This window comes from Curtobacterium sp. TXMA1, from assembly GCF_020162095.1.
GTDB lineage: Bacteria > Actinomycetota > Actinomycetes > Actinomycetales > Microbacteriaceae > Curtobacterium.
The window spans coordinates 1,675,598-1,694,390 of record NZ_CP083910.1 but is presented as its reverse complement, the minus strand read 5'-3'; the positions used below and the strand labels follow the sequence as shown (position 1 = coordinate 1,694,390).

General features: G+C 70.5%; 17 protein-coding genes and 1 pseudogene. 9 read left to right on the top strand and 9 right to left on the bottom strand.

Features of this window, described 5'->3' with window-relative positions; all coding sequences use genetic code 11:
• Positions 1-49 precede the first annotated feature (49 nt).
• Complete coding sequence (locus tag LCG91_RS08070; RefSeq protein WP_224443072.1) at positions 50-730, bottom strand: SDR family NAD(P)-dependent oxidoreductase; 681 nt, start codon at positions 728-730, stop codon at positions 50-52.
• A 101-nt stretch (positions 731-831) separates the two neighbouring features.
• On the opposite strand from LCG91_RS08070, the gene LCG91_RS08065 reads away from it, so the two are divergent.
• Positions 832-1,665, top strand: a complete 834-nt coding sequence (locus LCG91_RS08065) for a helix-turn-helix transcriptional regulator (protein WP_058727846.1) — start codon at positions 832-834, stop codon at positions 1,663-1,665.
• A gap of 87 nt (positions 1,666-1,752) precedes the next feature.
• Here LCG91_RS08065 and dhaM read toward each other — a convergent pair whose 3' ends face one another.
• The 3 genes from dhaM to dhaK are packed head-to-tail and all read right to left on the bottom strand — an operon-like array spanning position 1,753 to position 4,128.
• Entirely contained in the window at positions 1,753-2,472 is a 720-nt protein-coding gene (gene dhaM / locus LCG91_RS08060) for a dihydroxyacetone kinase phosphoryl donor subunit DhaM (protein ID WP_224443071.1), read from the bottom strand.
• Positions 2,469-3,095, bottom strand: coding sequence for a dihydroxyacetone kinase subunit DhaL (gene dhaL / locus LCG91_RS08055; protein WP_224443070.1), 627 nt, complete (start codon positions 3,093-3,095; stop codon positions 2,469-2,471). Before dhaL ends, dhaM begins: the two co-directional genes overlap by 4 nt.
• Before the next feature lie 31 nt (positions 3,096-3,126).
• Positions 3,127-4,128, bottom strand: coding sequence for a dihydroxyacetone kinase subunit DhaK (gene dhaK, locus LCG91_RS08050; protein WP_058750113.1), 1,002 nt, complete (start codon positions 4,126-4,128; stop codon positions 3,127-3,129).
• Between the two features lie 312 nt (positions 4,129-4,440).
• On the opposite strand from dhaK, the gene LCG91_RS08045 reads away from it, so the two are divergent.
• Both LCG91_RS08045 and glpK read left to right on the top strand, forming a co-directional pair.
• Positions 4,441-5,166, top strand: a complete 726-nt coding sequence (locus tag LCG91_RS08045; RefSeq protein WP_058727850.1) for an MIP/aquaporin family protein — start codon at positions 4,441-4,443, stop codon at positions 5,164-5,166.
• A 53-nt stretch (positions 5,167-5,219) separates the two neighbouring features.
• A pseudogene (glpK, locus tag LCG91_RS08040) lies at positions 5,220-6,732 on the top strand (glycerol kinase GlpK).
• Positions 6,733-6,942: 210 nt separating this feature from the next.
• On the opposite strand, the gene trpD reads toward glpK, so the two are convergent.
• Entirely contained in the window at positions 6,943-7,998 is a 1,056-nt protein-coding gene (gene trpD / locus LCG91_RS08035) for an anthranilate phosphoribosyltransferase (RefSeq protein WP_224443069.1), read from the bottom strand.
• A gap of 70 nt (positions 7,999-8,068) precedes the next feature.
• Here trpD and LCG91_RS08030 point away from each other — a divergent pair, with 70 nt between their 5' ends.
• The 5 genes from LCG91_RS08030 to LCG91_RS08010 all read left to right on the top strand — a co-directional run bounded on the left by LCG91_RS08030 (position 8,069) and on the right by LCG91_RS08010 (position 13,469).
• Complete coding sequence (locus LCG91_RS08030) at positions 8,069-8,707, top strand: heme-copper oxidase subunit III (RefSeq protein WP_058727853.1); 639 nt, start codon at positions 8,069-8,071, stop codon at positions 8,705-8,707.
• A 21-nt stretch (positions 8,708-8,728) separates the two neighbouring features.
• The gene (locus LCG91_RS08025) at positions 8,729-9,532 is read left to right on the top strand and encodes a cytochrome c (RefSeq protein WP_058727854.1); all 804 of its coding nucleotides are present in this window, start codon (positions 8,729-8,731) and stop codon (positions 9,530-9,532) included.
• A gap of 33 nt (positions 9,533-9,565) precedes the next feature.
• Complete coding sequence (locus LCG91_RS08020; RefSeq protein ID WP_058727855.1) at positions 9,566-10,633, top strand: ubiquinol-cytochrome c reductase iron-sulfur subunit; 1,068 nt, start codon at positions 9,566-9,568, stop codon at positions 10,631-10,633.
• The gene (locus LCG91_RS08015; RefSeq protein WP_058750116.1) at positions 10,633-12,327 is read left to right on the top strand and encodes a cytochrome b; all 1,695 of its coding nucleotides are present in this window, start codon (positions 10,633-10,635) and stop codon (positions 12,325-12,327) included. Before LCG91_RS08020 ends, LCG91_RS08015 begins: the two co-directional genes overlap by 1 nt.
• A gap of 182 nt (positions 12,328-12,509) precedes the next feature.
• Positions 12,510-13,469 carry a phosphodiesterase gene (locus LCG91_RS08010; protein WP_224443068.1) on the top strand — a complete coding sequence of 320 codons (960 nt, stop codon included), beginning with the start codon at positions 12,510-12,512 and terminating at the stop codon, positions 13,467-13,469.
• A gap of 240 nt (positions 13,470-13,709) precedes the next feature.
• On the opposite strand, the gene LCG91_RS08005 is transcribed toward LCG91_RS08010, so the two are convergent.
• The 4 genes from LCG91_RS08005 to LCG91_RS07990 form a co-directional block, all read right to left on the bottom strand.
• Positions 13,710-15,263, bottom strand: coding sequence for a stealth conserved region 3 domain-containing protein (locus LCG91_RS08005; RefSeq protein WP_082688277.1), 1,554 nt, complete (start codon positions 15,261-15,263; stop codon positions 13,710-13,712).
• Between the two features lie 129 nt (positions 15,264-15,392).
• Positions 15,393-15,845 carry a DUF6804 family protein gene (locus LCG91_RS08000; RefSeq protein ID WP_224443067.1) on the bottom strand — a complete coding sequence of 151 codons (453 nt, stop codon included), beginning with the start codon at positions 15,843-15,845 and terminating at the stop codon, positions 15,393-15,395.
• Positions 15,845-16,429 carry a GDSL-type esterase/lipase family protein gene (locus LCG91_RS07995; protein WP_224443066.1) on the bottom strand — a complete coding sequence of 195 codons (585 nt, stop codon included), beginning with the start codon at positions 16,427-16,429 and terminating at the stop codon, positions 15,845-15,847. Before LCG91_RS07995 ends, LCG91_RS08000 begins: the two co-directional genes overlap by 1 nt.
• A complete protein-coding gene (locus LCG91_RS07990; RefSeq protein ID WP_224443065.1) occupies positions 16,426-17,958 on the bottom strand; it encodes an SDR family oxidoreductase in 1,533 nt (510 codons plus the stop codon). Before LCG91_RS07990 ends, LCG91_RS07995 begins: the two co-directional genes overlap by 4 nt.
• Positions 17,959-18,000: 42 nt before the next feature.
• On the opposite strand from LCG91_RS07990, the gene deoC reads away from it, so the two are divergent.
• On the top strand, positions 18,001-18,762 hold the full coding sequence (deoC, locus tag LCG91_RS07985) for a deoxyribose-phosphate aldolase (RefSeq protein ID WP_411955832.1): 762 nt from the start codon (positions 18,001-18,003) through the stop codon (positions 18,760-18,762).
• The last annotated feature ends 31 nt before the right edge of the window (positions 18,763-18,793 follow it).

Here is an 18,793-nt window from a genome sequence, read left to right as displayed (position 1 = left end):
AGGCGCGTGGCGGCCCCGCCACGCGCCTCCCGTCCGCCCTCCGGTCGGGTCAGTACGCGATCCGCCCGGTCCGGTCGTGGAACTCCCCCGTCGGCCCGTCCGGGCCGACCAGCGCGAGCGCCACCGTCGCGTCCGTGCCCTCGGTCACCGTCTGGTGCCCGCCGTGGCCGTTGAAGTCGGTCGCGGTGTAGCCGGGGTCGCTCGCGTTCACCCGGAACCCCGGCAGGTTCTTCGCGTACTGCACCGTCGCCGCGACGAGCGCCGCCTTCGACGCCGCGTACGGCACCGCGGGGACCGGGTGTTCATCGCGCCCCGGCGTGGTGAGCCAACGGGCGAACCCGACGCCGGACGCGACGTTGACGATCACCGGGTTCGACGAGCGGCGCAGCAGCGGGAGGGCCGCCTGCGTCACCCGGACGACTCCGACGACGTTCGTGTCGAGCACCGCGGTCATCGCGGCGGCGTCCAGGTCGTCGACGCCGAACGACGTCCCCAGGACGCCGGCGTTGTTCACGAGGACGTCGAGCTCCGGCAGTGCGGCCAGCGCGGCGTCGACGCTCGCCTGGTCGGTGACGTCGAGCTGCACGGGGTGCGCGCCGAGTGCCCGGACGGCGTCGCCGGACGCGGTGTCGCGCATCCCGGCGTGCACGGTGTGGCCGGCCTCGATGAGTCGGCGTGCGGTCTCGAGCCCGAGGGAGCGGTTCGCTCCGGTGATGAGTGTGGTGGTCATGGCTCCACCGTGCCCGGGCCGTGCCCGTCCTCCCAGGCACCCCTCGACGGTGGGACCGGCAGTACCAGGACCGTCCGCCCGACCGGGGCGATGATGGACGCATGAGCGAGTTCGCGGAGGTGTTGCGTGCCTGGCGGGACCGGGTGCGCCCTGCGGAGGTCGGGTTGCCCGCGGGTCCGGGACGACGCACCGCCGGGCTCCGGCGCGAGGAGCTGGCCGCGCTCGCCGGGGTGAGCGTCGACTACGTCGTCCGGCTCGAACAGGGCCGTGCGACGAACCCGTCGCCCCAGCTGCTCGGCGCCCTCGCGACCGCCCTCCGGTTGACCGAGGCTGAGCGCGACCACCTGTTCCGGGTCGCGGGCGCCGCGGTGCCGTCGCGCGCCGAGGTTCCGCGGCACGTCCCACCGGGCGTGCACCGGATGCTCGACCGGCTCGGGGACGTCCCCCTGGCGGTCTTCACGGCGGCGCACGACATCGTGCTCTGGAACGACCTGTGGGCGGCGGTGTCCGGCGACCCGGGCGGCTGGATCGGGCTCGAGGGCAACCTGGTGTGGCGGCACTTCACACAGGGGCACGACGGCGTCGAGTGGGACGACACCCACCAGGAGGAGTTCTCGAGCGACCTGGTCGCCGACCTCCGCGCCGCCGTCGGCCGGTACCCCGCTGACCGGCGGCTCGCGGAGCTGGTCGCCAGGCTCCGGCGCGAGTCCCCGGAGTTCGAGCGTCGCTGGCACGGCGGTCGCATCGCCGAGCACCGGACGAGCCGCAAGACGGTGCACACGCCCGTCGGTCCGGTCGAGGTCGACTGCGACGTGCTGAGCGTCCCGGGCAGCGACCTGCGGATCGTCGTCTACACCGCGGTGCCGGGCAGCGAGGACGCCGCGAAGCTCGACCTGCTCCGCGTCACCGGGCTGCAGGAGTTCGCGACGTCCTGATGGAGGTGGTCGCCACCGTGGCCGACCGGACGGACGAGAGCGATCGCCTCCGCGTCCGGCCGGCGGCCGGGCGCGGAGGCGCCGGTGTCACTCGCCGAACCCGGAGCGGACGAGCGCGACGAGCGTGTCCACGGCGTCCTGCGCGTCGGGTCCGACCGCCTCGATCGTGACGGTCGCACCCTTCGGCAGTGCGAGCGCCATGATCGCGAGGAGGCTCTTCGCGTCGACGCCGTTCACGCGGACGCGGGCCTCGTGCTTCGCCGCGGCCTTCACGAACTCGGCCGCCGGACGGGCGTGCAGCCCGCTCTCGTTGACCAGCTCGACGGTCGCGGTGACCGACCCGTCGGCGGGACCGTCGTCGTCGACGGGGGTCGCGCCTCCCGGCTGGTCCCCGTCCGGACGGGAGGCTCCCCCGTCGTCGGCTGGGGACCCTGCGGCCGTCGAGGCGGCGGCCAGGACCGCGTCGACGTCGCCGCCCGACTGGGCGGCGACCGCCGCGGCGACCGTGCCCTCGACGAGCGGCGCCTGCGAGACGTGCACACGCTCGCGGTCGGCGTCGTCGAGGAAGTCGAGCGCGGTGTCGGTGGTCAGGTAGGCGGACCCGAGGTCGCAGAGCACGACGACGGCGTCGGCCGACGAGAGCTCGTGGATTCCGTCGGTGATCGCCTCGAACGACGTGCCGATCCCACCGTCGTCCGTCCCGCCGGCGGCCACGAGCGGGACGTCCGCGGCCATCTGACGGGCGAGCTCGACGGTGCCGGTCGCGATCGCCGCGCTGTGCGAGACGACCAGGATGCCGACGGTCACGCGGCGTCCACCGCTGCGCGCAGGATGTACGCCGTCGACTGGGCGCCCGGGTCACGGTGCCCCACCGCCCGGTCCCCGAGGTAGCTCGCGCGGCCCTTGCGGGCGACGAGCGGATCGGTCGACTCGGCGCCGGTCACGGCAGCGTCGGCGGCGGCCTCGAGCACGCGCTCCGGACCCTCGCCCGCCGCGGCCGCTGTGGCGGCGGCGGCGACGGCGGCCGACCAGGCGTCGACCATGGTCTTGTCGCCGACCTCGGCCTTCCCACGCGAGACCACGCCGTCGCGGGCGGCGGTGAGGACGGCGACCAGGGCGTCCGCATCGAGCTCGGTCGCGTCGCCGGCGGCCTGCGCGGCCTTCAGGTACGCGGTCCCGAAGAGTGGACCGGCGGCGCCGCCGACCGTCGAGATGAGCTTCGTCGCCACCGTCTTGAAGACCGCGCCGGGGGTGTCGAAGGACCCGGCGTCGACGGCCTCGACCACGGCGCGGAAGCCGCGGTCGAGGTTCTCGCCGTGGTCCCCGTCGCCGATCTCACGGTCGAGCGTGACGAGTTCGGCGCGGTGGTCGTCGATCGTCGCGGCGGTGCGGCGCACCCAGTCGATGGCCCATGCGGTGTCGAGCGCCAATTCGTGTTCCTTCCTGGATGGTGGACGGTGGTCAGCGACCCCAGCGCAGTGCGGGGGTCTCCACCGGGGCGTCCCAGAGAGCCGTGAGCTCCTCGTCGAGCACCGTGACAGTGATCGAGAAGCCGGGCATCTCGAGGGACGTGACGTAGTCGCCGACCACGCTACGCGCGACCTGGTGGCCGCGGTCCGTGAGCACCTCGGCGGCGCGGCGGTACACGATGTAGAGCTCGGAGAGCGGCGTGCCGCCCATGCCGTTCACCAGGAGGAGCAGCTGTGCGCCGGCCGGTGCGTCGAGGTCTGCGAGCACCGGTTCGAGCACACGGTCGACGAGCTGGTCGGCCGGTGCCATGGGGATGCGCTCACGACCCGGCTCGCCGTGGATACCGATCCCGAGCTCGACCTCGTCGTCGGCGAGCGTGAAGGACGGCTCCCCCGCGTGCGGCACCGTCCCGGAGCCGAGGGCGAGGCCCATCGACCGGGTGACCTCGTTGACCCGACGGGCGACCGCCGCGACGGCGTCGAGGTCGTCGCCGCGTTCGGCTGCGGCACCGGCGCACTTCTCGACGACGACGGTGCCGGCCACGCCGCGACGTCCGGCCGTGTACAGGCTGTCCTGCACGGCGACGTCGTCGTCGACCACGACGGACTCGACGCGGATGTCCTCCATCGCGGCCAGCTCGGCGGCGGTCTCGAAGTTGAGGACGTCGCCGGTGTAGTTCTTCACGATGTGGAGCACCCCCGCTCCCCCGTCCACCGCCTTCGTCGCGGCGACGATCGGGTCGGGCGTCGGGCTCGTGAAGACCGGACCGGGGACGGCCGCGTCGAGCATGCCGTGTCCGACGAACCCTGCGTGCAGGGGCTCGTGCCCGCTGCCGCCACCGCTGACGATGCCGACCTTGCCCTGCACCGGGGCGTCCGCGCGGTGCAGGTGGATCGGGTCCTCGACCAGCACGACCTGCCCCTCGTGCGCCCGGGCGAACCCGCGGACGGTCTCCGTGACGACGTCGTGCGGATCGTTGATGAGCTTCTTCATGACGGACCTCCACGGGTGCGGTGGCCGACCGCGGGCGGAGTCACACCGCCGTCGTCGACCGGAGTGCGTTCACCCTACAGCGACCGCCCGTTCGACTCCGGTGCACGTTCGTGCAGCAGGATGCCGCCGCGGCCCCGCTGCGGGATGCCCGACCGCACACCGGGCGTGCACGTTCGTGCAGTTTCGCGAACTCGGCTCGATCTGCGATCGCGTCACGGCGATCGGCCTCACTATGCTCGGCCCCAATCACTCGACGGGGAGTGCCGGACGCAGCAGCCACCGGACCCCCACCACTCGCACTGGAGGTCACCGATGGACGGCATCGGCGTCAATTTCATGTCAGAGCTCGTCGGTACGGCGTTGCTCATCATCCTCGGTGGCGGTGTCGTCGCCGCCGTCTCGCTGACGAAGTCCAAGGGCTTCGGCGCTGGCTTCCTCATGGTCACGATCGGCTGGGGCTTCGCGGTCTTCGCCGGTGTCCTCGTGTCGTACAAGTCCGGCGGCCAGCTGAACCCCGCGGTCAGCCTCGCGCAGATGCTGCTCGGCAACATCAGCTTCGGCACCATGCTCATCTACTGGGTGGCGCAGATGCTCGGCGCGTTCATCGGTGCCGTCATCGTCTGGCTCGCCTACAAGCAGCACTTCGACGAGGAGCCCGACGCCGCCGCGAAGCTCGGCGTCTTCTCGACCGGCCCGGCGATCCGCAGCTACGGCTGGAACCTCGTCACCGAGGTCATCGGCACGTTCGTGCTCGTCTTCGTCATCCTCGGCATCACGAACGGCAAGGCCCCGGCCGAGCTCGGCGCCGTCCCCGTCGCCTTCCTGGTGATCGCGATCGGTGTCTCGCTCGGTGGCCCGACCGGCTACGCCATCAACCCCGCCCGTGACCTCGGCCCCCGCATCGCCCACGCGATCCTGCCGATCAAGGGCAAGGGCTCGAGCGACTGGTCCTACGCCTGGGTCCCGGTCGTCGGGCCGCTGATCGGTGCCGCGCTCGCCGCCGGTGCCTCGACCTTCCTGCTCCCCGTCGTCTCCTGACGGCTGCAGACCGAATCCTCTCCACACACCGAACACACCCGTAAGGAGCACCAATGGCCGACTACATCGTCGCCATCGACCAGGGCACGACCTCGACGCGCGCCATCGTCTTCGACCACTCCGGTTCGATCATCTCGGTCGGGCAGAAGGAGCACGAGCAGATCTTCCCGCGTGCCGGGTGGGTCGAGCACGACCCGGCGGAGATCTGGGACAACACCCGCGAGGTCATCGGCCAGGCGCTGTCCCGCGCCGACATCACCCGCCACGACGTCGCGGCGGTCGGCATCACGAACCAGCGCGAGACCGCGGTGGTGTGGGACAAGAACACCGGCAAGGCCGTCTACAACGCCATCGTCTGGCAGGACACCCGCACGCAGGCGATCGTCGACAAGCTCGCCGACGGCGACACCGACCGCTACAAGGCCGTCGTCGGCCTCCCCCCTCGCCACCTACTTCGCCGGCACGAAGATCGCCTGGATCCTCGAGAACGTCGAGGGTGCGCGCGAGAAGGCCGAGGCCGGCGACCTGCTCTTCGGCACCACCGACACCTGGGTCCTCTGGAACCTGACCGGCGGCACCGACGGCGGCGTGCACAAAACCGACGTCACGAACGCGTCCCGCACGCTCTTCATGGACCTCGAGACGCTGCAGTGGCGCGACGACATCCTCGCCGACTTCGGGGTGCCGAAGTCGATGCTCCCCGAGATCGTCAGCTCCTCCGAGGTCTACGGCCACGTCGAGTCGTCCAGCCTGCTCCGCGAGGTCCCGATCGCCGGCATCCTCGGCGACCAGCAGGCCGCGACCTTCGGTCAGGCGGCGTTCGACCAGGGCGAGTCGAAGAACACCTACGGCACCGGCAACTTCCTCATCTTCAACACGGGCACCGAGATCGTCCGGTCGGAGAACGGGCTGCTCACCACCGTCGGGTACAAGCTCGGCGACCAGGAGACGCACTACGCGCTCGAGGGCTCGATCGCCGTCACGGGCTCGCTCATCCAGTGGCTCCGCGACAACCTCGGCATCATCGGCAGCGCGCCCGAGGTCGAGGCCCTCGCCAAGACCGTGGAGGACAACGGCGGCGTGTACTTCGTCCCGGCGTTCTCGGGGCTGTTCGCGCCGTACTGGCGTCCGGACGCCCGCGGTGCCCTGGTCGGTCTGACCCGCTACGTCAACAAGGGCCACATCGCCCGCGCCGCCCTCGAGGCGACGGCGCTGCAGACCCGCGAGGTCCTGGACGCCGTCAATGCCGACTCCGGCGTGGACCTGACGGAGCTCAAGGTCGACGGCGGCATGACCGCCAACGACGCGCTCATGCAGTTCCAGGCGGACATCCTGAACGTGCCGGTCGTCCGCCCGGTCGTCGCGGAGACCACCGCGCTCGGTGCCGCCTACGCCGCCGGTCTGGCCGTCGGGTTCTGGGCGAACCTCGACGAGCTGCGTGCCAACTGGCAGGAGGACAAGCGCTGGGAGCCGCAGCTCGACGACGCCGAGCGCGACCGCCAGCTCCGCCTGTGGAAGAAGGCCGTCACGAAGACCTTCGACTGGGTCGACGAGGACGTGCGCTGACCCACAGCTGAGGTGACCGCCTGGAGGCGCGGTGCCGGTCGACGAGACCGGCACCGCGCCTCCAGGCCGTAGCGGGGGCGCGAGCCGATGCGCACAGCCGGAGCCGGTTCGCGAGACGCCCGCTCAACGACGAGACGCCCCGGATCCGGAGGCGTCTCGTCGTGCTCGGTGCGTCTCGCGTCGACGCTGGCGTCACGAGGGCGGGGGTGGTCAGGCCACAGGAGCGGCGCCGACCCAGTCGGCGAGCTTCCGCGCGGCGGCGCCGGAGTCGACGGCATCGGCGGCGACCGCGAGCTGCTCGCGGAAGCGCTGCAGGATCGGTCGGTCCGCCTGCTCGGGGTCCTCGGCGAGACGGAAGGACACGAGTCCCGCGGCGGCGTTGAGCAGGACGATGTCGCGGACCGGGCCCGTCTCCCCCGCGAGGACACGGTGGACCACCGCGGCGTTGTGCTCGGGGTCGCCGCCGAGCAGGTCCTCCGTCCGCGCGCGGGCGATGCCGAGGTCGCGCGGGTCGAGGTCGTGCTCGATGACCCGGCCGCCGGTGACCTCCCAGATGTGCGAGTGCCCGGTCGTCGTGAGCTCGTCGAGGCCGTCGTCGCCGCGGAACACCAACGCCGTCGCGCCCCGGGTCTGGAACACACCGGTGATGATCGGGACGAGCTCGAGCTGTGCCACGCCCACGGCGTTCGCCTCGCACCGCGCGGGGTTCACCAGGGGGCCGAGGAAGTTGAAGACCGTCGGGACGCCGATCTCCCGCCGGACCGGGGCAGCGTGCGCGAAGCCGGGGTGGAAGGCGCTGGCGAACGCGAAGGTCAGACCGACACGCCGGAAGGTGTCCGCGACACGCGCGGCGTCCATCGTCAGGTCGAGTCCGAGCGCTGCGAGGACGTCGCTCGAGCCCGACTTCGAGGAGCTCGCGCGGTTGCCGTGCTTCACGACCGGCACGCCCGCGGCAGCGATGACGATCGCCGCCATCGTCGACACGTTCACGGTGCCCACGACGTCGCCGCCGGTGCCGACGATGTCGAGCGCCATCGGGTCGACGTCCAGCGGGACGGCGGCGTCGAGGATCGCGTCGCGGAAGCCGACGACCTCGTCGACGGTCTCGCCCTTCGCCCGGAGCGCCACCGCGAAGGCCGCGATCTGGGCGGCGGTCGCGCGTCCTTGGACGATCTCCTCCATGGCCCACGTGGACTGCCTGATCGAGAGGTCCTCGTGCGCCATGAGCGCGCTGATGACTGCAGGCCAGGAGAGTGAGAGGGACATGGCTCGATGGTACTGAGTTCGAACGACCCGCCAGTGTCCTGCGAAAACACTGTCAGTGGTTTCGGCCATAATGGAGGACGTGACTAGCACCCCTCTCTCCAGATCCGCCAGCGGTCCGGTCCTGAACAGGCCGAACGCCGTTGCCGTGGGGACGATCGTGTGGCTGGGCAGCGAGGTCATGTTCTTCGCCGGCCTGTTCGCGATCTACTTCACGCTGCGCAGCACCTCGCCCGAGCTCTGGGCGACCGAGACCGCCAAGCTCGAGGTGCCGTTCGCCTCGGTGAACACGATCATCCTGGTGCTGTCCAGCTTCGCCTGCCAGTTCGCGGTGTTCGCCGCGGAGCGCTTCCAGGTGCACCGCACGAGCTGGAACCCCAAGGACTGGGGCATGACGGAGTGGTTCTTCGTCACGTACTGCATGGGCGCGATCTTCGTCTGCGGCCAGATCTTCGAGTACGCGAACCTCTGGCACGAGGGCGTGACGCTCTCGTCGAGCGCCTACGGCTCCGCGTTCTACATGACCACCGGCTTCCACGGCCTGCACGTCACGGGTGGTCTCATCGCCTTCCTCCTGACCCTCGGCCGCGGCTTCGCCGCCAAGAACTTCGGCCACAAGGAGGCGACCACCGCGATCGTCGTGTCGTACTACTGGCACTTCGTCGACGTGGTCTGGATCGGCCTCTTCGCTGTCATCTACCTTCTCAAGTAGGAACTGGACACCCCCCACCGCATGTTCACCAGAAGCAAGTCCAAGAAGGGCCGCCGTTCCCCGATGGCGACCGTCTCGCTCATCGTCGTCGGTCTCATGACCACCGGCGGTGCGTACGCGCTGTTCAGTTCGACGGCGAACGCCGACGACAGCACCACCTCCGCGGTGTCCAGCCAGTCCAAGGTCAACGAGGGCGAGAAGCTCTTCGCCTCGAACTGCGCCACCTGCCACGGCCTCGACGCCCAGGGCACCAGCGAGGGTCCGTCCCTCATCGGTGTCGGCGCCGCGTCGGTCGACTTCCAGGTGGGCACCGGCCGCATGCCGATGGCCGCGCAGGGCCCCCAGGCCGAGGAGAAGCCCGCCCAGTTCACGGACGAGCAGATCGACGCCATGGGTGCCTACGTGGCATCGCTCGGCCCCGGCCCGTCGGTCCCCTCCTCGTCCCTGACGGACGGCAAGGGAGACGCGGCCGAGGGCGCCGAGCTCTTCCGCATCAACTGCGCCATGTGCCACAACGTGGCGGGCGCCGGCGGTGCGCTGACCGAGGGCAAGTACGCCCCGAACCTGCAGACGGTCTCCGGCAAGCACATCTACGAGGCCATGGTCACGGGCCCGCAGAACATGCCGGTCTTCAACGACCTGAACCTGACGCCGGAGCAGAAGGCCGACATCATCACGTACCTGAAGTACGTGCAGGACAACAAGTCGCCCGGTGGGTTCGCCCTCGGCTCCCTCGGCCCGGTGGCAGAGGGTCTGTTCATCTGGATCTTCGGACTCGGCGCGGTCGTCGCGATGACCGTCTGGCTGACCGCGAAGTCCAACTGATCGTCCGTGTCGAACGACACTGAAGGGAACACCATGGCAGAGCACGACGACGAGGCACTGAACTCGTCCTCGGCTGTCGAGAAGCACGGCGCGACCAGCACGTCGGCCGGGACCGCGGTCGTCCCCGCGGACCCGTTCGAGAACCCGGGTGAGCCGCCGCACCGCGCGCGCCGCACCGACGTCGACCCGAAGAAGCAGCGCTTGGCCGAGCGTCAGGTCGCCACGTTCTTCTACCTGTCCATCGTGGGCAGCGTCCTCGCGATCGCGGCGTACATCGCCTTCCCGATCGACCCCGAGGACTTCGGCACCGTCCGCGCCGGCAACCTCTGGCTCGGTCTGGCGATCGCCCTGGCCCTCCTCGCGCTGGGCCTCGGCGCCGTCTACTGGTCCAAGTCGCTCGTGGTGGACCGCGAGATCACGGAGATGCGCCACAGCACCCGTGGGACCGATGCGACCCGCGCCAAGGCGGTGGAGGCGTTCCAGCTCGCCGACAAGGAGTCCGGCTTCAGCCGTCGCAAGCTGATCCGTAACTCGATGATCGGTGCCCTGGTTGCCTTCCCGCTGCCCGGCGTCGTCCTCGTCCGTGACTTCGCCCCGGCTGAGGACCCGAACGAGCTCCTGCGCCACACCTTCTGGAAGTCCGGCATGCGCCTGACGAAGGACCCGACGGGTCTGCCGATCAAGGCGTCGGACGTCACCATCGGTTCGGTCTTCCACGTCATCCCGGACGGCATGCTCGACTCCGAGCACATGCTCGAGGAGAAGGCGAAGGCCTCCGTCCTCCTCATGCGTCTCGACCCGAAGGACCTCAACCCCGCCAAGGGGCACGAGGACTGGGGCTACGACGGCATCGTCGCCTACTCCAAGATCTGCACCCACGTCGGGTGCCCGGTCGCGCTCTACGAGCAGCAGACGCACCACCTGCTGTGCCCGTGCCACCAGTCGACGTTCGACGTCTCGAACAACTGCGAGGTCATCTTCGGCCCGGCTGCACGTCCCCTCCCCCAACTTCCGATCGCGATCGACGACGACGGCTACCTGGTTGCGCAGAGCGACTTCCACGAGCCGGTCGGACCGTCCTTCTGGGAGCGTGAACGCTGATGACCAGCACCACCACCACGAGCGCGCCGACCACGGCCACCCGGCCCGAGCCGACGCGTGGGTCCCGCTTCATCGGGGCCACCGCCAACTACATCGACGAGCGCACGAGCATCTCGGGCCTGGTGAAGGAGGTCGGGCGCAAGATCTTCCCCGACCACTGGAGCTTCATGCTCGGCGAGGTCGCGCTGTACAGCTTCGTCGTCGTCCTGCTCTCGGGGACGTTCCTGACGTTCTTCTTCCAGGCGTCGATGACCGAGGTCGTCTACAACGGCTCGTACGTGCCGCTCAAGGGCGTCGAGATGTCGACCGCCCTGCAGTCCACCCTGAACATCTCGTTCGACATCCGCGGTGGTCTGTTCGTCCGGCAGATCCACCACTGGGCGGCCCTGCTGTTCGTCGCCTCGGTGATGCTGCACATGGCCCGCGTGTTCTTCACCGGTGCCTTCCGCAAGCCCCGTGAGCTCAACTGGGTTTTCGGCTTCGTGCTGTGGATCCTGGCCATGGCCGAGGGCTTCACCGGCTACTCGCTCCCCGACGACCTGCTCTCCGGCAACGGCCTCCGCATCATCGTCGGCATGATCGAGGGTGTCCCGGTGATCGGCGTCTGGATCGCCTACCTGCTGTTCGGTGGCGAGTTCCCGGGCACCGACATCGTCGGCCGCCTCTACACGCTGCACATCCTGCTGCTGCCGGCGATCCTCGTCGCGGTGCTCGGCGTGCACCTCGTGCTCGTCGTCATCAACAAGCACACGCAGTTCGCGGGCCCGGGCAAGACCAACGACAACGTCGTGGGCGTCCCGATCCTCCCGGCGTTCGCCGCGAAGGCCGGTGGCTTCTTCTTCATCGTCGCGGGCATCCTGGCCCTCATCGCGTCGCTGTTCACGATCAACCCGATCTGGAACTACGGCCCGTACGACCCGTCCCCCGTGTCCGCCGGTACCCAGCCCGACTGGTACATCGGCTTCGCGGACGGCGCGCTCCGTCTGGTGCCGCCGCACTGGGAGGTCGTGTGGTTCGGCTACACGGTGTCGTTCAACATCCTCGTGCCGATCGCCGTCCTCATGGCGCTCATCATCGCGATGTTCGCCTACCCGTTCCTCGAAGCGTGGGTCACGGGCGACAAGCGTGAGCACCACCTGGCCGACCGTCCGCGCAATGCCCCGACCCGCACCGCCTTCGGTGCCGCGGGCATCACGCTCTACGCGTCGCTCTGGGCCGCTGCCTCGTCCGACATCATCGCCACGCACTTCATGGTGTCGATCGAGCACGTGATCCACGTCATCCAGGCCACGACGGTCCTCGGCCCGTTCGTCGCCTTCTGGATCACGAAGCGCGTCTGCCTCGCGCTGCAGAAGAAGGACCGCGAGATCGTCCTGCACGGCTACGAGTCGGGTCGCATCGTCCGACTGCCGCACGGCGAGTACATCGAGGTACACGAGCAGCTCGACGAGTACGAGCGCTGGAAGCTCCTGCAGTTCAACGAGTACAAGCCGCTCATGGTCCGTCCGGACGCCAAGGGCCGGATCACCGGTGTCCAGAAGGTCCGTGCGAACCTGTCCCGCTTCTTCTTCGAGGACCGCATCGCGCCGGTCACGAAGGCAGAACTCGAGGCAGCGCACGCCGCGCACCACGGCCCGGAGCTGGAGGCCGACCACCAGGCCCAGGCTCCCGCGCTCGGCGCCGGCAACCACTAGGCAGCACGCGCCGCTCGGCAAGAACGGAAGGCCCTCGTCCACTTCGTGGTCGGGGGCCTTCCGTCGTTCGTCATGCACCCGCCGCTTCCGGTTCACCGTGCATTCAGAGTGGCGTGCTGGACTCGTCCTCGACGGTGTGGCAACGTGTTGCACCACGCATCCGCCAACGGAACGAGAGACCGATGGACAGCCGGACGGCCGAACACCCCAGGCCGAACCACTTCCTCCTCCACCTCAGCGACACCCACCTCGTGGCGGGTGACGGCGCGCTCTACGGCGACGTCGACTCCGCAGCACGACTCTCGGCGATCATCGCCGACATCGAGGCCTCCGGCACCCGCCCGGAGGCCATCGTCGTCACCGGCGACGTCGCCGACAAGGGCGAGCCGGGCGCCTACGCCCGCATCCGCGACATCGTGGAGCCCGCAGCACGTCGCATCGGCGCACAGGTCATCTGGGCCATGGGCAACCACGACGAGCGCGGAGCCTTCCGCCAGGAGCTCTTCGGGCTCCAGCCGACCAACCGCCCGGTCGACTTCGTCTACGACGTGAACGGCCTGCGCGTCATCACGTTGGACACCAGCGTGCCCGGGGCGCACCACGGGGAGGTCTCCCCCGCGCAGCTCGACTGGCTGGCCGAGGTCCTGTCCGAGGCGGCGCCGCACGGGACCATCCTCGCGATGCACCACCCGCCGGTCCCGAGCGTGCAGGACCTCGCCGTCCTCGTCGAGCTCCGCGATCAGGCAGCCCTTGCCGAGGTGGTGGAGGGGTCCGACGTCATCTCGATCATCGCCGGACACCTGCACTACTCCACGAGCGCCGTGTTCGCCGGCGTGCCCGTGTCGGTGGCGAGCGCGACGTGCTACACCCAGGACCTCACGGAGTACCAGGGTGGGACCCGCGGGCAGGACGGCGCGCAGTCGTTCAACCTCGTGCACGTCTACGGCAACAACGTCGTGCACTCGGTCGTGCCGATCGGGCACTACTCGACGGTCGGTGAGCCCGTGTCGTCGGAGCAGACCGAGGCACGGCTCGCCGCCGCGGGGGTCACGATCGCTCCTGCGGTCGAGCCCGCCCCGGTGACAGCGAGCATCCCGGTGTTCACCCTGGACACGGTGCCCACCTCACCGATCCGCCGCTGAGGCGCCGACCGCCCCCGGCGGGCTGGAGCACCGGCGTGCGCTCCTGGTCGCACGACGTGCCGCCCGCGGTCGTTCTGGTCGCGCGACGTGCCGCCCGCTGTCGTTCTGGTCGCACGACGTGCCGCCGGACTCGAAGGTGAGCGGCAGGTCGTGCGACCAGAACCCGCAGGGATGGCCGAACCGCAGCGGCGCCGCAGCGGCGGCCCGTCTGCAGCGACGAGGCAGGACGGCCGGCGGGTCCTAGGCGCCGGGCTTCTCCCACGGCGCCGGGAACGGGAAGTACTTCTCGAGGAAGTCCGTCACGCGCCGGGTGCGCTCCTCGTCCGAGACCTCCGGGAAGCTCCCGTCGTTAAGACAGAAGAAGTCGACGTTGCGCTTCTTGAGCAGCTCGTCGAGTGCCTTGAGCCCGGACTGCATCGTCGTGTCGACGTACCGTACCGGAGCGTTCTCCTGCACGATCGCCCGACCGGTGAGCAGCGCGTAGTAGTGGTACAGCGAGTTCGTCACCGAGATGTTCTCCGCCGCCCGGAACCGCGAGGCGGCTGTGGCGCGGAACTCGGCCGCGAACTCGTGCTCCATCTCGGTCATGATCGAGGCGCGCAACGGTGTGGGCGCGTGCTCGAGGTGCCGGGTCGTCACCGCTCCGAAGCGCTGCTGCAGCAGACGGCGGTTCACCCGGGCGGAGTTCTCGAACCCGCTGCGGGCCGGGTTGTTCGAGCCGAGGCCGATGCGAGTGGTCGCGAGGATGAACTTCGACACGGAGCCCGGACTGAAGAACACCGACGGCTCGACCAGGCGCCCGAAGAACATGTCGTCGTTCGAGTAGATGAAGTGCTCGCTGATGCCCGGGATGTGGTGCAGCTGGGACTCGACGGCCTGCGAGTTGTGGGTCGGGAGCACCGAGGGGTCCGCGAAGAACTCCTCGCTCCGGACGATCCGCACCTTGGGGTGATCGGCGAGCCACGCAGGTGCCGGGGAGTCGGTGGCGATGTAGATCTGCCGGATCCACGGCGCGAAGGTGTGCACCGAGCGCAGCGCGTACTTGAGCTCGTCGATCTGCCGGAAGCGTGCGGGTGCGTCGTCCCCCTCCCCCAGCACGGCGTTCGCCTGGGCGGCCTGGCGGGCACGCTGGTACTCGATCGCGTTGCCGTCGACCCACGAGAAGACGATGTCGATCGGGAAACGGATGTCCGAGACGTGGTCGTCGAACATGTGCTCCACCGTCCGCCAGGTGCGGCCGTAGCGCTCGATGTCCACGAGCACGAACTCGTCGATCGGCAGGCTGCGACGCATCAGGGCGTTCTCGACGGGTGCGAGCACCTCGGTGTCGGTGACACGCCAGAACTCGAGCTGGACGCTCGTCTCCGCGCCGTAGCGGAGGCGCCCCATGGGCTCGAGCCGCGGCCGGAAGACCCGCAGCACCGGCTCGTCGACCGATCCGAGGCCGTCGTCGAGGACGAGCACGGCGGGCTCCCCCGGCGGCTTCGCGTAGAACGGCTCGTTGGCTGCGGCGGCCATGATCGCGCTCTCGGCGCGCTGCCGGTCGCGCTCGTCGACGGCGATCACCGGCCGTCGGTCGTTGCCGCGGATGAGCAGGTGGTCGACGTCACCGGCGGTGAGTGCGTCGTCGAGGAACAACAGGTCCTCGATCATCGACTGCTGGGGCGTCAGGTGCCCGTTGACCAGGGTCAGGCGTCCCTTGCGGACGACGACGTCAGGTCGGTCGAGACCGCCGGAGGACGGTCGAGGGTTCAGCAGAGGACTCTCGGTCGCCGGCTCGGTCTCGTGGCTCATCCATGCCCTTCGCATCGCGTGGTCCGGGCCCTGTGCCCGACTCCTGTGATCCTACCGTCCGGCGACGGGACGGGAGCGCGCGGCGGTACCCGCGGCCGCCCGGTGCAGGTCGCGTCGGTACCGGTCGAGTCAGGCGGACGGACGGGAGGCGCGCCCCGCGTCCGTCCCACGCGGCACCTTGACCGTGATCCCCACCACGATGAACGCGGCCGCCGCGACGAGCTGCAGACCCGCCCACACCTGCCCGGGGATCGGCACGAGGACGACCGGGTTCCAGCACACCGCGATCGCGGCGGTGAGGGCCACCGCCCACCAGGCGCGGCCGCGGAACGCGAAGACGAGCACGATGAGGGCGAGCACCGTCACGCCCCACCGGACGAACACGAAGCCGGAGGAGTCGATGACGGCCACGAACGCGATGAGCACCACGGCCGCGAGCAGGCCGGGCGCGAGGGCGGGGCGGGTGAAGGGCGGCGTGCCGTCGACCGCAGGTCGCGCGGCCTCCGGACGGCGTTCGGGCTGCCGGCCCGTGGGGACGCCCTGCAGCGACGATCCCGCCGGGGGCCGACCCTTCCGTGCCATCAGGCGCCGGCCTCCTCGAGGTCGATGGCCTGGATCGGACGGGACATCGGCGGGAGGCCGCGGACGCGCTCGAGCGCCGGGACGAGCTCGTCCACGACGGCACGGTAGCCGTCGGCGTTCAGGTGCAGGCCGTCCTCGGTGAAGCGCTCGGCCAGGTGGTCGTCCTCGGCCAGCGCGGGCCAGAGGTCGAGGTACTGGGCGTGGCAGGTCGCGACGAACTGGCGGAGGTGCCGGTTCGCCTCCTCGATCTTCGCGCACCAGTCGGCCTGGCGGGGCAGGATCGACACGAGCAGCAGCCGGACGCCCGGGAGCTCACGACGGAGGGTCACGAGGATCGACTCGACCCCGCGGACCACGTGCTCGACGCTCGACCGGTGGTTGCCGAAGTCGTTCGTGCCGATCAGCAGCACGATGACCTCCGGCTGCTCCGCGATCACCGCGTCGAGTCGTGCGAGCACGCCGTCGGTGGTGTCGCCGCCGACACCCTGGTTGCTCGTGCGTTCACCGGGCAGCCACTGGTCCCAGGACCCCTGCTCGGTGATGCTGTCGCCCAGGAACAGGACGGTGGGGTGTTCGGTGCTCATGCTGCCTCCTCGTGGACCGGTTCCTGCGCCCCATTCTGCTGGGTCCAGTTCCGGCCCGTCGACTCCGTGTGCTGCGACTCGCGCTCCGCCGCCGCCGTGATCCGTTCGACCATGCCGGGGAAGATGATCCCGTGGAAGGGCAGGATGCCGTACCAGTACAGGCGTCCGGGAAGCCCCTGCGGGAAGTAGATCGCCCGCTGGTGGTAGTCGCTGCCACCGTCGTCGCTCGGGGACACCCGCATCTCGAGCCAGGCGCGACCCGGTGACCGGAACTCCGCGCGCAGCCGCAGGTAGCGCCCCCGCTCGAGTCGCTCCACCCGCCACCAGTCGAGCGCGTCACCCTGCTCGAGACGGTGCGGGTCGCGTCGACCGCGGTTCAGGCCGACGCCGCCGGCGACCTTGTCCATCCAGCCGCGCGCGACCCAGGCGAGGGGGAACGAGTACCAGCCGTTCTCGCCGCCGATCGACTCGACGACGCGCCAGACGTCCTCGGCGCTGGCGCTCGAGTGGCGCTTCCGATCGTCGACGTAGACGGTGTGCCCGGCCCACTCGGGGTCGCTCGGCAGCGGGTCCGCCGGGGTCGCGGTGAGCGTGGCGCTCCGCCAGCTCGTCTCGACCTCGCCCTTGCGCATCTTCGTCAGGGCGAGCCGGACGGCACGGCGGTACGAGGTCAGTCCGCCCTCCGGGCGCGGCACGACGTCGTCGATGTCGTGCTCGCGCTGCACGCACTCGAACTGGAGCGACTCGATGATCGGGGTCGCGAGCTTCCGCGGGATCGGCGTGACGATGTTGAACCAGTGCGCCGACAGGCCGGGGGTCAGCACGGGCAGCACGGTGAAGCGCCGCTGTGGCAGCTTGGCCTCGACCGCGTAGCCGTTGAGCATCTGCCCGTACTTCAGGACGTCCGGGCCACCGATGTCGAACGTCCGGTTGACGTCGGCGGGGATGTCGAGCGCGGCGACCAGGTAGTACAGGACGTCGCGGACCGCGATCGGCTGGATGCGGTTGCGGACCCACCGGGGCGCGGGCATCCAGGGCAGCACGTCCGTCACGTGCCGGATCATCTCGAACGAGGTGCTCCCCGACCCGATGACGACGCCCGCCTGGTAGGCGATGGTCGGGACGCCGGAGGCGAGGAGCACGTCCCCGACCTCCTTCCGGCTCCGGAGGTGCTTCGACAGCTCACCGTCCGGGTGCAGCCCGCCGAGGTACACGAACCGGCGGACATCCGCGTCGCGGGCCTCGCGCGCCATCGTCTCGACGGCGTCCCGTTCGGCCTGCTCGAAGTCCCCGTCGGCACCCATGGCGTGCGCGAGGTAGTAGACGGCCTCGACGTCCTGGACGGCGGATCGCACCGCGTCGGCGTCCTGCAGGTCGCCCTCCGCGATCTCGACGTCGTCGTGCCAGGGGACGTCCTGGAGCTTCCGCGGCGTGCGGACGAAGACGCGGACGTCGTGTCCGGCCTCGAGGAGGCGGGGGACGAGACGCCCGCCGATGTACCCGGTCGCACCGGTGACGAGGACCTGCATGCAGGGCACGGTACGCGCGTCGCCTCCGGGTAGGCTTTCCGGGTGGACAACGCAGCGATCCCCGCACACCAGCACCGGGCCGACCAGCACGACCTCGGCGCCGACGCCGTGCGCGCCCTCATCGACCACGCGATCCTCAAGCCCGAGCTGACCCGCGCCGACGTCGACGCCCAGCTCGACGAGGCCGCCGCCCACCGGGTCTTCAGCGTCTGCGTCCGACCGAGCGACGTCGCGCACGCCGTGGAGCGCCTGCAGGGCACCGGCGTCGGCGTCGGCACCGTGATCGGGTTCCCGCACGGCACCACCACCACCGCCGCCAAGGTCGCCGAGTCGCTGCAGGCCCTGGCCGACGGCGCGTTCGAGCTCGACATGGTGCAGAACATCGGCGCGGCACGGTCCGGCGACTGGGAGCGCGTCGAGCAGGACGTCCGCGCGGTCGTCGACGCCGCCGGGGACACCGTCGTCAAGGTCATCCTCGAGACCGCGTTCCTGACCGACGACGAGATCGTCGCCGCGTCCCGGGCCGCCCAGCGCGCGGGTGCCGCGTTCGTCAAGACCTCGACCGGGTTCGCCGGCGGCGGCGCGACGGCCGAGCACATCCGGCTGATGCGCGAGACCGTCGGCCCCGACACCGGCGTCAAGGCGTCCGGCGGCGTCCGCGGTCTCGACACGCTGCTCGAGATGGTCGAGGCCGGCGCCGACCGGATCGGCACGAGCGCCTCGGCACGCATCCTCGACGAGGTCGCGCACCGCGCTGCCACGGGCTCCGCGTCGGCACTCGGCGACGACACCTCCTCCTACTGACGCCTCCTCCTGACGACCCCGCCGTCCACTC

Bases quoted from the DNA above. Each gene is read 5' to 3' on its own strand.
- LCG91_RS08070 (WP_224443072.1), bottom strand. From the start codon at position 730: ATGACCACCACACTCATCACCGGAGCGAACCGCTCCCTCGGGCTCGAG.
- LCG91_RS08065 (WP_058727846.1), top strand. From the start codon at position 832: ATGAGCGAGTTCGCGGAGGTGTTGCGTGCCTGGCGGGACCGGGTGCGC.
- dhaK (WP_058750113.1), bottom strand. From the start codon at position 4,128: ATGAAGAAGCTCATCAACGATCCGCACGACGTCGTCACGGAGACCGTC.
- LCG91_RS08045 (WP_058727850.1), top strand. From the start codon at position 4,441: ATGGACGGCATCGGCGTCAATTTCATGTCAGAGCTCGTCGGTACGGCG.
- trpD (WP_224443069.1), bottom strand. From the start codon at position 7,998: ATGTCCCTCTCACTCTCCTGGCCTGCAGTCATCAGCGCGCTCATGGCG.
- LCG91_RS08030 (WP_058727853.1), top strand. From the start codon at position 8,069: ATGGAGGACGTGACTAGCACCCCTCTCTCCAGATCCGCCAGCGGTCCG.
- LCG91_RS08025 (WP_058727854.1), top strand. From the start codon at position 8,729: ATGTTCACCAGAAGCAAGTCCAAGAAGGGCCGCCGTTCCCCGATGGCG.
- LCG91_RS08020 (WP_058727855.1), top strand. From the start codon at position 9,566: ATGGCAGAGCACGACGACGAGGCACTGAACTCGTCCTCGGCTGTCGAG.
- LCG91_RS08015 (WP_058750116.1), top strand. From the start codon at position 10,633: ATGACCAGCACCACCACCACGAGCGCGCCGACCACGGCCACCCGGCCC.
- LCG91_RS08010 (WP_224443068.1), top strand. From the start codon at position 12,510: ATGGACAGCCGGACGGCCGAACACCCCAGGCCGAACCACTTCCTCCTC.
- LCG91_RS08005 (WP_082688277.1), bottom strand. From the start codon at position 15,263: ATGAGCCACGAGACCGAGCCGGCGACCGAGAGTCCTCTGCTGAACCCT.
- LCG91_RS08000 (WP_224443067.1), bottom strand. From the start codon at position 15,845: ATGGCACGGAAGGGTCGGCCCCCGGCGGGATCGTCGCTGCAGGGCGTC.
- LCG91_RS07995 (WP_224443066.1), bottom strand. From the start codon at position 16,429: ATGAGCACCGAACACCCCACCGTCCTGTTCCTGGGCGACAGCATCACC.
- LCG91_RS07990 (WP_224443065.1), bottom strand. From the start codon at position 17,958: ATGCAGGTCCTCGTCACCGGTGCGACCGGGTACATCGGCGGGCGTCTC.